This window comes from Streptomyces sp. NPDC048337, from assembly GCF_043201175.1.
Lineage (GTDB): Bacteria > Actinomycetota > Actinomycetes > Streptomycetales > Streptomycetaceae > Streptomyces.
In genome coordinates, this window is the sequence record NZ_JBICYR010000020.1 from 111,579 (window position 1) to 126,820 (window position 15,242).

A 15,242-nucleotide genomic window follows, 5' to 3' on the forward strand; every position below is an offset into this window, starting at 1 on the left:
TTCTACCCCGTGGAACGAACGAATGCCGTACGTTTGCCGTACGAAGTGCGTACATCACTGCGGAGGGTTGTGTTGAGAGACGAGAACGTCGTCCCGGTCGTCTTGGCCGAGGGTCAGCACGAAGAGATCCTGAGGACGGAGATCCTGCCGACCTGGACCAAGGACGCCGTTCCCCAGGACCGGCCGGTGGTGGTGATCGTCGCGGGGCCTGGGGGCAGCGGGAAGTCCGAGCTGTGTGAGCTCCTCCTGGCCGTCCTTGACCGGCGCGGCGGCGCGGTGCTGATCGGCCGCGACCTCTACAAGGGGGCCCATCCTCACTACGCCGGCCTCATGCGCAGTGATGACCGCACGGCGGGCGTGCGGATCCGTCCGGACGTCATGCGGTGGCAGGCGGAGGTCGAGGAGTACGCCCGCAGCGGGCGGTTCGACGTGGTGTTGGAAGAGCCACTTCCTGACCTGGAGGAAGCATGTGCGAGGGCCCGCTCCTACCGCGCGGCCGGCTACCGCGTGGAGCTGGTGGCGGTGGCCACGGCGGAGGCCACCGCGCAGCTCAGCGGCCTGGACCGCTACCTGACGCAGGTCGCCGAAGAAGGCGTCGGCCGGTACATCTCCTGGGGCAACTTCGACCGGTGTGCGCGCAACCTGCCGCTCTTCTTACAGGCCGTCGAAGCCGAGAGGCTGGCGGACCAGGTCCTGGTGGTGCGGCGCGGCCTTCACGTGCTGTACCGCAACGAGCTCACCGCGGACGGAACGTCCTGGCGCGAAGAGGAGGGCGCCTCCGAGGCGCTGACCTCGGAGTGGGGCCGGCCGTGGACCGCGCCGGAGACCTGGCAGTTCCGGCGCCGTCTGACCAGCACGCAGGAGCGCCTGCACCCGGCGGCGCTCGCGCCGGAGCGCCGTCTGGCGGTGGCTGGCGGGCTGGAGCGGGCCTTCGCGCTGGCCGAGCCGGTGCGCCGGATCGCCCAGCCGCTCACCGTGCCGCCCGGTGTCGACTACCACCGTCTGTCCGCCAGCGAGCACCGGTGGGTCTTCGACGAGCTGATCGTCCCCATGTTCCTGGGCACCATCACGCCGCAGGACGACCCGGTCACCCTCTACGTGATGGGGCCGCAAGGGTCAGGGAAGACCCACACCGCGCGGGCCCTGCGCCGTGCGCTGCGCGTGCGCCGGCCCACCCGGATCGAGGGCGGCACGTTCAAGTCCTTGCACCCCGACTACCGCCAGCTCCTCCAGGAGGAGCCACGTACGGCGTCGGCGCGGATCCGGGCCGACTACCGGGCCTGGCAGGAGATGGCAGAAGCCCACGTCCGGGCCCGCCGTGGGGACATGCTGATCGAGATCGCCCCGGACAGCATCGACCACTTCCTCGGCAGCGCGCGCCGCGACCACCGGGCGGGGCGCCGTGTGGAGCTGGTCGTGATCGGGGCGCGGGCCGCGGACAGCCGGCTGGGGACCGCGACCCGGTGCGCCGAGGTGGCCCGCATGGGCGTTGCGCCCCGCTTCACTGCGGCCGCCGCCCACACCAGAACCTTCGGCGTCGTGCCCGCCGTGGTCCGCGCGGCCGAAGCCTCACCGTACGTGCACTGCGTGTCCGTCATCCGCCGTGACCTGACCGCGCTGTACCGAAACGAACGGACTCCGGACGGTGCCTGGAGGAAGCCGGCCCGGGGCGGGGACGTCCTGGAGGCCGAGCAACACCGCCCCTACACGTCCGCCGAGGCCGCCCACCTGCTGGCCACCTTGCAGCGGCTGAAAGGCGAGCTGCCGCAGTACTGGGCGGACCTTGTCGAGATCGCCGCGCTGGCCTGGCCGCTGATGCCCGGGCACCTGCGGCCGCGTACCCTCGCTTCCACGATCACCCCGGCCCTGTTGCCCGTCCGGACGGGCAGCGGCTACTGGCCCTCCAGCTCCTGGGCGAGGGCCGCGTAGCGGTCCCCGATCTCAGCCGCTTCCGTCTGACCGCCGTCCTGGAGTGCCTCTAGGTCGGCGGCGCAGCCGGCCAGGCCCTCCTTCAGCGCCTGGAGCCGCTCCGGGTCCGTCCCGGCCTGCTGCTCCTTCCTGATCTGCTCGACGTACCACCTGGTCACGCCGTGTACGGCCTGTTCGGCGGCCTCGGTGCTCCACTGTTCTGACAAGGGACTTCCTTCACGTATCGGGAGGCGGTGGGGCGTCATTGTCTCTGGCCGAGACGATGCGGGAACGGCACCCGCGTTGCGGAAGACAGCCACGCCGCACGCCCCAGGCTCTACGGTTGATACCGTCGATGATCATTCTGGGGGGACCGACCGTGGCCGACCTTCGTGCGCTGTTCAGCTCCAACAACCCGTCGGAGTACGACGCGGTGGAGGCGTTCACCGACCGCCAGTACCAGTGGGCGGTGGTCGCGGCCGCGCTCGGCGAGCACCTGCAGCACGTGGCCCGGCCCGGCTTCGACGTCGAAGACCTCGAGTCCCCCCGTACGAACCTGCTGATGTTCCACGGGGTGGGCGGGGCCGGGAAGTCGACCCTGCTCCGCAAGATCGAGGCTGCCCTGACCACGGCCGAGGACCGCCCCGCTCAGTGGGGTGAACCGGCCTGGACGCAGCGGCTCCTGCCGATCCGGATCGACCTGTCGCGCTCCGCGCAGGCCGGGTCTGACTACGAGCGCGTCCTGCTGACGATCCGCCTCGCGCTCGCCGGCGGACTCGGCCGAACCCTGCCGTCCTTCGACGTGGCCCTGCGCAACTACTGGGAGACCGTTCACCCGGGCGAGCCCCTCGACGAGTACATCCGGCGCACCGGGATCGCGGGCAAGGTCACCAACCTGCTGCCCAGCCAGCTCCAGGCCGGCGTCGGCGAGCTCGCGGCCGCCCTGCAACTGCCCGGCCTGGTCGGCTCGGCCGCCGGACAGCTCACCTCCGCCCTGGTCACCGCACTGCGCGAACGCCAAGAACGTGCCCAAGCCCTCGCAGGCGCCGTACGGACCGCGGCCCTGCTGGAAGCCACCCCGGACCTGGAAGCCCTGTCGTACTACCCGCACCTGCTGGCATGGGACCTGAGCCGCCTGCCCGCGAAGAAGACGGTGACGCCGGTGGTCCTGCTGGACACCTTCGAGGACACCGCGGACCGCCACCGCGACCTGGAGCGGCTCCTGCAGCGCTTGGTCTGGCTCATGCCGAACGTCTTCTTCGTCCTCGCCGGGCGCAGTCGCCTGCAGTGGGCCGACCCGGCGCTCCACGGCCAGCTCGACTGGACCGGACCCACCGCCTGGCCCGGCCTGTCTGCCGCCCGGAGCGTGCCCGCGCCCCGGACCGACGCACCGACCGGGCGCCAGCACCTGATCGGGGACCTGTCCGCCGAGGACTGCGAAACCCATCTCGCCCAGCGGCTCACCATCGAGGGCCGGCCCCTCATCGACGCCGACATCAGGGCCGCGATCACCACCCGGTCCCACGGCCTGCCCCTCCACCTCGACCTCGCCGTCTCCCGCTTCCTGGAGATCCGCCGCACCGGCCGCACACCCGTCGCGGCGGACTTCGACTGCTCCTTCCCCGCCCTGCTCGCCCGCACCCTCTCCGACCTCACGGCCGAAGAACGCCACCTCCTGCGCAGCGTCTCCCTCCTCGATGCCTGGGACCTGGAGCTGGCCACCCGGGCCGCCCGCCTCACCCAGCAGGCCCTCGCCCGACGCCTCACCGAACGCCCCCTGATTGCCGAGAACCCGAACGCGTTGTGGCCGTACCACCTGCACCGGGCGATCCGCACGGCCGTACGCGAGGACACCCACAGCGAGGACCGCTGGACGGACGCCGACTGGCAGCAGGCCGCCACCCGCGCCCTGGCCGCCCTCGGCGAGCAGTGGACGGCAGCCACCACGCTCGGCCCCAGCCGCCTGCTCCTGGTCGCCTGCCTGCGTCAGGGCCTGCGACTCGCCCGCGACCACAACCTCGCCGACCTCGGCTGGCTCACGGACGCCGCCTACGCCTACACCGACGACTCCGTCTGGGAGCCGCTCACCCTGCCCGCCGACGCCGCCGACGCCCCGGACACGCCCGCGGACGCCCTGGCCGAGCTCCTCACCGCGATCACCCGCCGCCAGCACGAACACCGCCAGCGCACCGTGGACCGGCTGACCGAGGTGCTCGACTCCGGCCTGCTGTCCGCCGAGGTCATCGAGCTGGCCCTGTACTACCGGTCCAAGGCATACAAGGACCTCGATCAGGGTGCCTCCGCCCGAGCCGGGATGCAGCAGGTCGCCGACGCCGACGGGCGCCTCGCACCGAAGGCCCGCCGCGGCCTTGCCAACCTGGCGCGGCTCGCCGGCGACTTCCCCACCGCCCTGGCCGCCGTCCCCACCCTGGGCTGGAAGGGCCGCCACCACCGAGTGCTCGGTGACATCCTGTGGTCCCACGCTGACACCGCGGCCGCCGTTGCCGCCTTCGAAGCAGGCCGTGCCGAAGCCGAGCAGCACGGCGCCCCTGGCGAGCGCGCCATGATGCAGGTCCGCCTCGCCCTCGCGGCTTCCTTCGCCGACCCTGACCGTGCCGACGACGAGCTCGTCCTCGCCCACCAGCTCCTCGAGGGCCTCGACCAGCGCTCCAACACCCTCCTCGCCCAGGTCGTCGCCCTGATCAAGGACGCCGGAACCGGCGAGGTCACCGCCCGCGCCGAGACCCTGCGGACCGACATCGAGGCTGCGGGACTCCCCTTCCTCCACCGTTTCGTGGAGCTCGCACTTGTCTTCCACCACGCCGTCCGCGGCGACGACCAGGACCTGGCCGCCACCATCGACCGGCTCCGCGCGCTCACCGCCACCGGGGACTTCGCCTACTTCACCGACATCGCCCACTTCATGGCCGGCCTGCCCCTCCCGGAGCCCTCGACCACCCGGTGGACCAGGAGCGACCACGAGGTCCGCTCGGCATGGCGCGACCTGGTCCAGGCCCGGCAGGAACACCTACGCGCCGGAAACTGACCCCGGACGCACCACGGCCCCGACCATGTGTCTGGTCGGGGCCGTCGCCATGACGGGCCGGGGGCGGGCCCGGAAAGATCAGCTGGCGTCGGGGCGCTGGCCGACGAGCTGGGTGAGCAGCTCTACGATCTGGGCCTGGTTCCGGTCGATCTTCTGTTCCAGGCCGCTGACCGTGCTCATCAGGCTGTCGACCTTCTGGTCGAGGTTGCTGACCTTGAGCTGGAGGGTGGTCAGCTCGCTCTTGATGATCCCGAACTCGCGGACGTTCTGATCCTGAGCCTGCTCGTGGCGCCGGGTCAGCGCGGCGAGCTCACCGTGAGCGATGGGGTCCTCGGGCACGCGGGCACTCCTGCCAGATCACAAAACCGCAGATAAGAAGCTCCACAATATCGCGCTCTCACAGCCATCCGAGTGAGGTTCTTTCCCGCAGGGCAGCTTCCGTCGAAGCCGGACCGTTGGTGTGGGGTGACCAGCTGCACGTGCGACTTCGGCTTCATCAGCGGGCCGGCTGCGAGGGCCGCGAGCCTTCTTCACCTCATTCAGGCCCGGGCCAGCGGCAAGAAACGCGGAGGCGAGGGCGGGACCATCAGGGATGTGCTGGCCATCCTTTCCTGCCAGCTGCAGGGCAGCGGGCCGGTCCTGTTCGAGTTCGCTCGATGGTCGGAGCAGCTCGATGTCACCGTCGTGCGCCTGCGGGAGGCGGTGGCGTGGCTCGCTGAGCACGAATTTCTGGCGCTGGAAGGAGACGTGGACGGTGTCGCCCGATTGTGGGTGAACCCTTCGGTGGCCTTCTCCCCAGGTGCAGACCCGAGGATCACTGCCGCCCGTCACCGCTTCCCCTACATCATGGCGGCGGACCAGGGCGCGGCCGCCGAGCAGCGCGTGATCGTCCACCCGTACGACGCCGACGCGTGGAATGAGGTCTACCAGGGGACCCGGCACATGGTCGAGGACCCGTTCTGCTACTCCTCCAAGGGATGCGCACTCCACGACCGGTAGTAGCCAATTGCTGGCCTCCGGCTCACAGGTCGGCCCGTTCCCATGGCTCCGCCACGCCGGCCGGTCGCCTGAGCGCGCGTCCCCAGCCGGTCACGGCGCCGACGGGCCAGTACCTCTGCGGAGGGACACAGATGGGCTGAACCGGTGACAGAGCTCATGAGTCCTCACGCTTCCGGGTGGAAGGTGGGCCCGGCGAGAACCAGATGCAGGGAGCGGCTCATGGCGTACGAGGTGATCAGGGTGGAGTTCCGTACGGAGCTGCACGCGCGCTGGTCGGTGTTCTTTGACCACCTGCGGGTGCCGTGGGCGTACGAACCGGTGACCTTCTACGACAGCCAGGGCTCGCCGCGAACGCCGGCGTTCTGGCTCCCGGAGCAGCGGATGTGGTTTGCGGCCGAGCTGGAGTCCCCGGTGTGGTGGGGCCGGTTCGCCATGGCCGCCGAGGGCAGCGACTACTGGGGTGACGGCTGGGGTGAGCAGGCCGGCCGCTGTCTGCCGGTAGAGGTCCCGGAGGAGTGGCAGGGGCTGACGCTGCTGTCCGAGGGCCCGTTCTTCCCCGACGACGACCCTGGCATCGACACCTGGGGGCGACCCGACCCTTGGGACGGGCCTTGGCGGCTTCACGAGGCGAAGGGGATGCTCACCTACGGCGACTCGCCCTACCAGTGGACGATGTGTCCGCAGTGCGGGTCCTTCGGCGCCGAGTTCTGCGGATACGCCGAACGGCTGCCCTGCGGCTGCCTCGACGACGGCGAGCACAGCAAGGTGGCGGGCGGCAGCGACAAGCGGCTGCTCGCCGCCTACCGGGCCGCGCAGCTCGAGCGGTGGCACGACGACATCTCCCACGCGACCGTGCTGTGGCCCACCGTGCGCGAGGCTCTGGTCCAGCAGCCCGGCGCCGGGGCCGCCGCCGAGAACTGCGTCGGCGAGTGCCAGTCGGTCGCCGAGCAGATGCGCCAGGAGCTGTGCCCGCCCGATCCCGGGGAGAGCGAGGAGCTGGAGACCCTGTGTTCGGCGTGCCCGGGTTTCGTCTGCGGGCAGTGCGGCGAACAGCCGGCCCCCGCGGCCGATGCCCCGTGCCGGACGTGTGAGCCGGTCGTACTGCTCACCGAGAACCAGGTCCGGCAGCGGATCAACTGGAAGGTGGAGAAACTCGCCGCCGCCACAGGCATGCAGGGGCGCCGGGTCAACGGCATCGTCAACGACTCCATCGGGGAAAAGAGCAGGTCAGGGGTCTCACTGGCCAAGCTTGGGACCGCCCTCACCAATGTCGAGCGGTGGCTGGACGACCCGTCGTCCATGCCGACCGGGCTTCCCGCCCCCTCCTCCGACGAGCTCGGCGAGCTGCACGGAGCCGAGCTGCGCAAGCTCCTCACCACCTACGTGGGACCGCTGGCGGGCGCGCTGCGCGACCCGATCCCCTTCGTCCAGCGGCAGCTGAACGACTGGATGGGCGCGTCCAGCCGCGCCGAGGCCACAGACGAACAGCTGCGAGACGCCATCATCCAGGCGAGGGCCTGGATCGAGGACCCCGCCTCCTACCGCGCCTACACCCACCCGGAGCCGGCCGAGCCCGGCGGCCTGGCCGCGCCAATGCGCACGAAGAACGCCCTCGCGGACGGCTCCTGCAACCTGTGTGCGGCGCCGGTGGTGGCGGGCGAACTCATCGGCCGGATGCCAAACCCCCGGAATCCCTTCAAGCCGATGACCTGGCTGTGTGCCCACTGCCTGTACGACCGGCGGGCCAAGCCTCGCCTCACCGACGTGCTCCTGCGGGTCTTCCACCACACCCTCAGCGGCAGCAACGCCACCTTGCTGAACACCGCCGAGGCCGCCGTGCTCCTCGCAGCTCTACTGGCGCTTCCCGTCATGGTGAATGAGGAGCACCTCCAGGAGGCAATCACCGAACTCCGGCAGGGCATCGACGCGCCGGAGCCCGTGATGCAGCTGAGCTACCACCCGGCCGACGCTGCTGTCGCCGCCCTTCACGCGGCGGCCCCGCAGGAGAGCGGGCCCGGTGACGCTGCTGTTCTCGCAGCCGTCGCCCAGCATCTGGCCGAGTGGCGGCACAACCCGCAGAACATCGACGAGACCCCCTACAGGAACCGCGCCCTGTGGCGGCAGGCCGTCCTCGAAAGCACGCCCGCCCCGACGATCCTGTCCCAGCGCGGCGGCCCCTTCTGGGTATGACCCGGGCCCCTTCGCCCCCAGCCCGGCGCGGACCTTCACCACACAGGACACCCGCTCTGCCACGCCCGACCCACCTGGAGGACACCGATGCCGTACGACGTCACCCGCGACATCACCGCTGGCTCCCTCGTGCTGCCCGGCGTCGCCGGGACCGTAGGCGCCACGTACTCCGAGCACCGTAAGGACCAGCCGGGACGTGGCGCCGCCGTCGAACTCCCCGCCGTACTGGAGCTCCTCGGCGCCCTCGAGGCCGGCCAGATCACCGCAGCCCAGGCCCGGGCAGCGTTCGACCCCTTCCTCGACCGGCTCGAAGGGTACGACCGGGACATGGACAACCACCTGGCTCGCTACGAGTACTGAGGGGAACAGCCATGGCCGACACCGAAGACTGGCGCACGCACTGGACGACGTACGAGGACGGCGGAACGGACCGCGGGATCGTCCACGACGTGTGCAACGGGATCCGGATGATCGCTGAAACCGGAGCCAACGACCCCGTGGAGACCATCGCCCTGTCCATCGCCGGGGCCGAGGCCGCCGAGGCTCTGACCGAGGCCCTCGCCAGTGAGTGGGCGCTGTACACCCCCGAACAGATCACGGCCACCGCCTCCGCCGTCTTCAGCCAGCTCGAAGGAGTGCTGGCCAACCTGCAGGCCCTCAAGGACACCCTCGACCGCATGGAGGCCCGCCGGGAAACGGCCTTCACGGCCATCGCCCATGACCGGCTGAAGCATGCTGCTGCCGCTGTCGAGTTCGCCCGCGGCTTCGCACCCGGCGTGATCGACGCGCTCCACAGCCTCCCCCGGATGGTCGAACTCCCCAGGGACGCGCACGAACTCCTTGCCGCGGTCGCCGGCCTGCTGGGCCCGGATGCCAAACTCCGAACCGTCCACGAGCCCGGTGCCTACCGTGAAGACGACAGCGGATTCGGCTGTGGATGCGAAGTCCTGATCGCCCGCGACGGTGATATCTGGAGCCTTCACCGCGGCGACTCGGCCTGGAACATGACCCGAGAGAGCGAGGGCAAACAGCAGCCGGACGGCAGCACCCACTTCAGCAACTGGATCGACCTCGAGCCCACACCCACTACCAGCCACCCTCAGCACCTGGCCGCAGAAGTCCGTACGGCGCTCGCCACCGTCACCTGATCCACACCCGACGGTTCTGTCAGGGGCACAGGGACGACGGCCGAGTTCAGCCTGGCCCCGTACCGCCGCTTCGTCGTCGTGGTGGTGGCCTTTTCCAACGGTCATCGGGGCGCGCGCCAGCTTGAGGTGCCAGCTCGGCGTTGGCCGCCAGGCCGACAGCACCTATGGTTCTCGGCTGCTGCGAGAGGCGGCACACGTCATCCCGCGAACGGGCAGTTCCCTCGGACGCGCTGACGAGAAGGCGTCTGACAGCCCGGCTCCGCGGATGGAGCACGGAAGAATCCGAGGGCATGGCGAAGAAGCGCAAGGACAACAAGGGCGGCCCCAACAAGCAGGCGGCTCGGGTGGCCGAACAGCGCCGGGAGCAGCGACTGCTGTAGATGAATCCCCTGTTCCACGGCAGGCCGCCCTACGACGGATACCAGGAATGGCTGACGCCAAATCCGCTGACCGGCAGGTTCGATCTGCAGGCGGCTGCACCCATGGACACCCGGCTCTTCTTCGCACGGATCGAGGAGCTCCTGCTGCCTCTCTACCAGGGCAGAGTTCCGATGGCGGCCACCTACCTGGATGACCGGATCAAAGCAGGCTTCATTGTGTACGCCCAGGGCGACGAACCGAACGACACGGTGAATGTGGTGCCTGTTGCAGAGTTCGCAGAGAAGGTCGGAGTTCACGACGGGACCGGGCACCAAGACGTGTGCCCTCGGCTGAACTGCAGCGGCAAGCAGCACGTGGCCGCCGAGCACAGGATCTGGGTCCACCTGCACCACCTGCACGCCAGTGGCCGGCTCCTGCTGAACAACCACGATGCGATCCGCCTCACCATCCCTCCCCACGCCCCCGGAGAAGCCTGGCAGTTCGTCTCCGCCAGCCCCAGTGAGGAGCACGTCGGTTGAACGGATGACATCGGCCAGCTCGGAGAGACTGCCTGACCGGTTGCCTCAGGCGAGGGCGTCGCCGAGTAGCCGGCGTGGGGCGCCGTCCAGGTGTTGGTGCAGCAGCTGGGCGCGGGAGTGCACCAGGCCGGTCCGGTAGGCGGGCGGCAGCCGGTCGTAGACGGCGGCTGCCATCGCGGCGGCCGCGCCCGGGTCCCCGTCGACGCGCAGGCACGCGGCGGTGTCCATGGCGATCAGGGCCCGGGTCATCACCGACGGCGAGGTCGTCAGGGCCAGGGCGTCGTCCTGCGCGCGGTAGGCGGCGCGGGTGTCGCCGAGCAGCGTGTACGCCTGGGAGAGGTGCACCGCGTGCTTCTGGGCCGGGTATCCGAACCAGGTGTCCGCCGACTCGGGGCCGTCCAGCTGCTCGGCCAGGGTGCGAACGTCGTCGACCGCCCGGCGGGCGCCGGGGACGTCGCCGATGGCGGCCAGGGCGCGGGCGTTGACGGCGGCCGCGAGTGCGGCCGCGCCGGACGGGCGGGCGCCGGCCTCCCGGCGGGCCTGTTCGGCGATGCGGGCGGCTTGTCCCGGGGCGCCGTAGTTCAGGCCGACCATGGCGTGACGGCCGAGCACCCAGGCCGTCATCCGCCGGTCCCCGGATTCGCGGGCGGCTTTCGCCGCGGTGGCGAACCAGCGGTGCGCGTCGGCCTGGTCGCCGCGGTCGTGCTGGACGATCGCCACCAGGCCGGAGATCCCGGCGGCCGTGCGTGCCAGGTCGGTGCGGTCCTTCGCGGGGTGGGGCCGGCGCAGGACGGCGGCGAGGAGCGCCAGGTCCTCACGCATCTCCCCGAGGACGGCGTCGGGTGCCCGTCCGTTGTAGCCGCCCCGGTGCCGCTCGAAGGCGCCCTCCAGGTAGGCGAGATCCCCGGCGCCGTCGGCGTCCAGGCCGTTGTCGATGCCCTCCCGGGCCTGCGCGATGCCGGGCAGCACGGCGAACCCCGCCGTGGCCGCCGCCAGGGTGAACAGCTTGCGTCGCTTCACGTCGTCGTCCTCCATCCTCTGCTGCCTGCGGTACCTGCGGGTGTTCTCCAGGGCCCGGTCCAGCTGCTCGTCGGTCAGGCCGTAGACGGCACGGATCGCCGAACGCCAGACCGGAGTCGGTAACCGCTTCTCGGTCTCCCAGCGCTTGATGTTCTCGACCGTGCACACCAGGCCGACGGCCGTCATGCGCTTGGCCTGCTGCTCGCGGGTCCGCTCCGCCCGCTCCCTGATGGTGCGCAGCAGCTCGCCGATTCCGTCCGGGCTCACCATGCCGGGCCTCCCCTGTCCAGGTCTCGAAAGACCATCCTGGCCCCCCAACGCGGCACCCCGCAGGGGTAATCGGCCCCCCGGAGCGGCCCTCCCCTGTGGTCTTCCCCAGACCTTCAATGGTCGAACGGAACCGGCCGGGACAACGCCTCCAGGGGCTCCCCCTCCCGGCTGGCCCCGTACTGGGCGCCCGCCTTGCCTGGGGGCGGCGGGCGCCGTCCACGCTCCATCCGACACGAAGGAGTACGTCATGAACGGTCTGATCCTCTCCAGCCGCTCCATCAAGGGAGCCGCGACCCGGACCCCGGACGGCGGGGGCACCGGCAAGGGCGACGGCAACGACTGATCGCCGACCATGACCACCGCGATCAACGCGGCGGTCCGGAGCCTCGGCGGGGACTTCCTCGCCGGGGCTTTCGGCCGCTCCTACCAGCACTGGTCACAGGCCGCCGCAGGACTGTGCGGCCTGTTCACGTGGGACGACCTGAACGACCTGGTCGCCCGCCACCGCCTTGACGCCCCGCGCCTGAGGCTCTTCAACGACGGCACCCAGGTCCCGCCGTACGAGTACCTGCACACCTCGGTCACCAAGCGCTCCGAGGTCCGCCACCGCGTCGAACCCTCCGGCCTGCACCGGCAGATCAGCGCCGGCGCATCCCTGGTCCTGGACGCCGTCGACAAGCTCCACCCCGGCGTCCAGGACCTGGCCGAGGCGCTGGAGCGGCACTTCCGCACCGACGTCCAGGCCAACCTGTACGCCTCCTGGCACCCCACCGAAGCCTTCGGCATCCACTGGGACGACCACGACACCGTGGTCTTCCAGCTCGCAGGCGCCAAGCGGTGGAACCTGTACGGGGCCACCCGCACAGACCCGCTCCGCCTGGACGTGGAAGCCCCCGAGAAGCCCGACGGTCCGCCGATCGCCGAGGTCATCCTGCAGGCGGGGGACATGCTCTACGTCCCGCGCGGCTGGTGGCACGCGGTCGCCGCCACGCAGGGCCGGTCCCTGCACCTGACGTGCGGCCTGACTCCCGCGACCGGCCACCACCTCCTGGTGTGGTTGGCCGGGCAGCTCCTCCACTCCCCCACCCTGCGCGCGAACGTACCGACCGTGGCCGGCCCCGCCGAGCGCACCGCGTACGCCGAGCAACTGCGCAAGGAGGTCGCCGAGGCGCTCCACGACCACGTGGTCGCCGAGTTCGCCGCCTCCATGGACGCCCGCGACCCGGGCCGCCCGGCACCGTCCCTGCCGCACATCGGCGACGTCCCCGCCGACCCCGAGCTGATCCTGGCCCTCACCACCGCCCGGGCCGCGCTGGAGGGTGCCGACGCGTCGGTGGTGCTGCGCGCCGCCGGACACGAATGGGAGCTCCACCCCGGCGTCCGGCCCGCGCTGGAGGCCCTGGTCTCCGGCGCCCGCCTGAGCATCGGGGACCTGGCCGAGCGCTCCGGCCTTACCGTGGAACAGGTCGCGGCCCTCGCCACGGAGCTGGTATCCAAGGACGCGGCAGCCGTCTCCCACCCGAGGTAGGACCCGCCGTGTTCGAGCCCCCCGCCACCGCCACCGCCGACCGGATGCTGGCCGCCCAGCGGCACGCCGCCGACCAGTTCGGCCTGCGCGCCACCGGCCGACGGGTGTGGGGGTACCAGGGCCGGACCCTGTCGGCGGCCGCCGGCCCGCACTGGCTCCGAGTGGTCTGCGCCGAGGCCGGCACCGAGGGCGGGACGCTGTGGGACGGCCCGTCCGCCTCCCGCGCCCTGCCCCCCTCGGTGCCCCGCCCCGGCCTCTTCCGAATCCGGGACTGGACCACCGAGGGCTACGCCTACCGGGCCGAGCTGTACGCCTTCGCCCCGGACCCGATCGTCTCCCCGCGCCCCGTCCTCGACGCAGACCCCGGCCTGCCCGAGACATGGTGGAAGGAGACGACCGCTGCCCTGGACGCCCTCGCCGACGTCCCGCCGCCGACGGACCGCGAAGCCGTACGCGAGGAGTACCTGCGCCGCGTCATCCCCCAGTTCACCGGCCACCAGGCCGACACCCGCATCACCTGGAGCACCGCCCACGGCGACCTCCACTACGGCAACATCACCCGCGGCCCGCACATCCTGGACTGGGAAGGCTGGGGCCGCGCCCCGTACGGCTACGACGCCGCCACCCTGTATCTGTACGCGCTGCTGGCTCCCGTCACGGCCGCCCGGATCCGAACCGTGCTCGCCCCCGTCCTGGACCGGGCAGAGGCCCGCACCGGTCTGCTGACCGTGGCCGCCCAGATCCTCCAGGCCCAGGACCGCACCGACTTCTACGCCGAGCTCGCCAGCCCCGTACGCGAGCACCTGAACCACCTGTAGCTGCGCCTTCGCGCCGCCGTTTCCAATGGAAACGGCGGCCGCCTTCGAGGGTCAGTGCTGTGCCATGTCGACGAAGCGCCCGTAGTGGCCTTGGAAGGCCGTGGTGATTGTCGCGGTGGGCCCGTACCTGTGCTTCGCGACGATCAGGTCGGCTTCGCCGGCGCGGGGTGAGTCCTTCTCGTAGGCGTCCTCACGATGCAGGAGGATGACGAGGTCGGCGTTGTCCTCCAGGGCACCGGAGTCGCGCAGGTCGCTGATCTGCGGCAGCTTGTCGGCACGCTGTTCGGGGCTGCGGTTGAGGGTGGAGACGGCTACCACGGGGACCTCGAGCTCCTTGGCGAGGTGCTTGAGGCCGCGGGCGATCTCGGAGACCTCTTCGTAGCGGGAGCCGAGGGGCCTGGTGCCGTAGTGGAGTTGTTGGACGTCGTCGACGGCGATGAGCTTCAGGTCGTGCAGGCGGTGCAGGCGCCGGCAGCGGGCGCGGAGTTCGGTGAAGCTGGTGCAGGGGTCGTCCTGCAGGTAGAGCGGTGCTTCGGAGATGTCCGGCAGGCGTTTGGCCAGGCGGACCCAGTCGTCGTCGGCCATGGTGCCGGAGCGCATGTGGTGTAGGGGTACGCGGGCTTCGGCGGCCAGCAGGCGCATGGTGATGTCGATGCGGCGGGATTCCAGGGCGAACAGCGCCGCGGGGAGGTTGTGCTTGATGGCCGCGCAGCGCAGCAGGTCGAGGGCGAGGGTGGAGGTGCCCATGGCGGTGCGGCCGGCGATGACGATGAGCTGCGCGGGGTAGAGGCCGCCGGTGAGGGTGTCGAGGTCTTCGAAGCCGGTGGAGATGCCGGCGATCTGGCCGGGCTGGCTGCCGATGGTCTCGATCTCGTCCAGGGCGCCTTCGAGGATGTCGGCCAGTGGGTGGGACGGGGCGGTGAAGGACCGGGTGCGGCTGGTGGCGGCGAGGATCTCCGCTTGAGCCGTGTTGATGATGTGTTCCACGGTCTCGGGAGTGGCGTCGGCGGTGAGGTCGTCGATGTGGGCGGTGGCGACCTGGAGGCGGCGCAGCACGGCCATGGCCTGGACGGTATCGGCAGCCTGCACCCAGGTGCCGGGGGGTGCCGGGTCGTGGGCCAGGGTGTGTAGGTAGACGTTGCCGCCCGCCTTCGTCAGCTGGTCGTCCTTGGCGAGTTCGGCGCCGACCGTGACCGGGTCGGGTGTCTCGCCGCGGGCGTAGACCGCGATGACGGCGTTGTAGATCAGCTCGTGCGCGGGGCGGTAGAAGTCGTCGCCCAGGAGCACGACGACGATGTCGGCGACGGCATCGACCGTGCGGAGCATCGCGCGCAGCACGGCTTTCTCTGCTGTCAGGTCGTGAGGGGGCTGCGCCGCCTGGGCGCCATCGTCGGCCACGGGTCTCCTTCGTACGTC

The 15,242-nt window shown here is 71.1% G+C and carries 13 protein-coding genes; 9 read left to right on the forward strand and 4 right to left on the reverse strand.

Going from position 1 to position 15,242, the window contains the following annotated elements; all coding sequences use genetic code 11:
* Window positions 1–72 precede the first annotated feature (72 nt).
* Window positions 73–1,929 (forward strand): zeta toxin family protein, encoded by a 1,857-nt coding sequence (locus ACGFYU_RS28085; RefSeq protein WP_393830089.1) that lies wholly within the window; start codon window positions 73–75, stop codon window positions 1,927–1,929.
* Here the strand turns inward: ACGFYU_RS28085 and ACGFYU_RS28090 are convergent.
* Window positions 1,893–2,135: a hypothetical protein gene (locus ACGFYU_RS28090; RefSeq protein WP_393830090.1), complete on the reverse strand. Its 243-nt coding sequence runs from the start codon at window positions 2,133–2,135 to the stop codon at window positions 1,893–1,895. The genes ACGFYU_RS28085 and ACGFYU_RS28090 overlap by 37 nt on opposite strands.
* 152 nt (window positions 2,136–2,287) lie before the next feature.
* On the opposite strand from ACGFYU_RS28090, the gene ACGFYU_RS28095 reads away from it, so the two are divergent.
* Window positions 2,288–4,954 carry an ATP/GTP-binding protein gene (locus ACGFYU_RS28095; RefSeq protein WP_393830091.1) on the forward strand — a complete coding sequence of 889 codons (2,667 nt, stop codon included), beginning with the start codon at window positions 2,288–2,290 and terminating at the stop codon, window positions 4,952–4,954.
* 78 nt (window positions 4,955–5,032) lie between these two features.
* On the opposite strand, the gene ACGFYU_RS28100 is transcribed toward ACGFYU_RS28095, so the two are convergent.
* On the reverse strand, window positions 5,033–5,293 hold the full coding sequence (locus tag ACGFYU_RS28100; protein WP_393830092.1) for a hypothetical protein: 261 nt from the start codon (window positions 5,291–5,293) through the stop codon (window positions 5,033–5,035).
* Between the two features lie 126 nt (window positions 5,294–5,419).
* On the opposite strand from ACGFYU_RS28100, the gene ACGFYU_RS28105 reads away from it, so the two are divergent.
* The 5 genes from ACGFYU_RS28105 (at window position 5,420) to ACGFYU_RS28125 (ending at window position 10,190) form a co-directional block, all read left to right on the forward strand.
* Complete coding sequence (locus ACGFYU_RS28105; protein ID WP_393830093.1) at window positions 5,420–5,953, forward strand: hypothetical protein; 534 nt, start codon at window positions 5,420–5,422, stop codon at window positions 5,951–5,953.
* A gap of 219 nt (window positions 5,954–6,172) precedes the next feature.
* Window positions 6,173–8,143, forward strand: a complete 1,971-nt coding sequence (locus ACGFYU_RS28110; RefSeq protein WP_393830094.1) for a hypothetical protein — start codon at window positions 6,173–6,175, stop codon at window positions 8,141–8,143.
* 87 nt (window positions 8,144–8,230) lie between these two features.
* Window positions 8,231–8,503: a hypothetical protein gene (locus tag ACGFYU_RS28115; protein ID WP_393830095.1), complete on the forward strand. Its 273-nt coding sequence runs from the start codon at window positions 8,231–8,233 to the stop codon at window positions 8,501–8,503.
* An 11-nt stretch (window positions 8,504–8,514) separates the two neighbouring features.
* Window positions 8,515–9,291: a hypothetical protein gene (locus ACGFYU_RS28120; protein ID WP_393830096.1), complete on the forward strand. Its 777-nt coding sequence runs from the start codon at window positions 8,515–8,517 to the stop codon at window positions 9,289–9,291.
* Between the two features lie 380 nt (window positions 9,292–9,671).
* The gene (locus ACGFYU_RS28125) at window positions 9,672–10,190 is read left to right on the forward strand and encodes a hypothetical protein (protein ID WP_393830097.1); all 519 of its coding nucleotides are present in this window, start codon (window positions 9,672–9,674) and stop codon (window positions 10,188–10,190) included.
* Window positions 10,191–10,235: 45 nt separating this feature from the next.
* On the opposite strand, the gene ACGFYU_RS28130 is transcribed toward ACGFYU_RS28125, so the two are convergent.
* Complete coding sequence (locus ACGFYU_RS28130; protein ID WP_393830098.1) at window positions 10,236–11,480, reverse strand: transcriptional regulator; 1,245 nt, start codon at window positions 11,478–11,480, stop codon at window positions 10,236–10,238.
* A 352-nt stretch (window positions 11,481–11,832) separates the two neighbouring features.
* Here ACGFYU_RS28130 and ACGFYU_RS28135 point away from each other — a divergent pair, with 352 nt between their 5' ends.
* Window positions 11,833–13,008 carry a cupin domain-containing protein gene (locus tag ACGFYU_RS28135; protein WP_393830099.1) on the forward strand — a complete coding sequence of 392 codons (1,176 nt, stop codon included), beginning with the start codon at window positions 11,833–11,835 and terminating at the stop codon, window positions 13,006–13,008.
* An 8-nt stretch (window positions 13,009–13,016) separates the two neighbouring features.
* The gene (locus ACGFYU_RS28140) at window positions 13,017–13,826 is read left to right on the forward strand and encodes a hypothetical protein (RefSeq protein WP_393830100.1); all 810 of its coding nucleotides are present in this window, start codon (window positions 13,017–13,019) and stop codon (window positions 13,824–13,826) included.
* A 51-nt stretch (window positions 13,827–13,877) separates the two neighbouring features.
* On the opposite strand, the gene dnaB is transcribed toward ACGFYU_RS28140, so the two are convergent.
* Window positions 13,878–15,224, reverse strand: coding sequence for a replicative DNA helicase (dnaB, locus tag ACGFYU_RS28145; RefSeq protein WP_393830101.1), 1,347 nt, complete (start codon window positions 15,222–15,224; stop codon window positions 13,878–13,880).
* Between the last annotated feature and the right edge of the window lie 18 nt (window positions 15,225–15,242).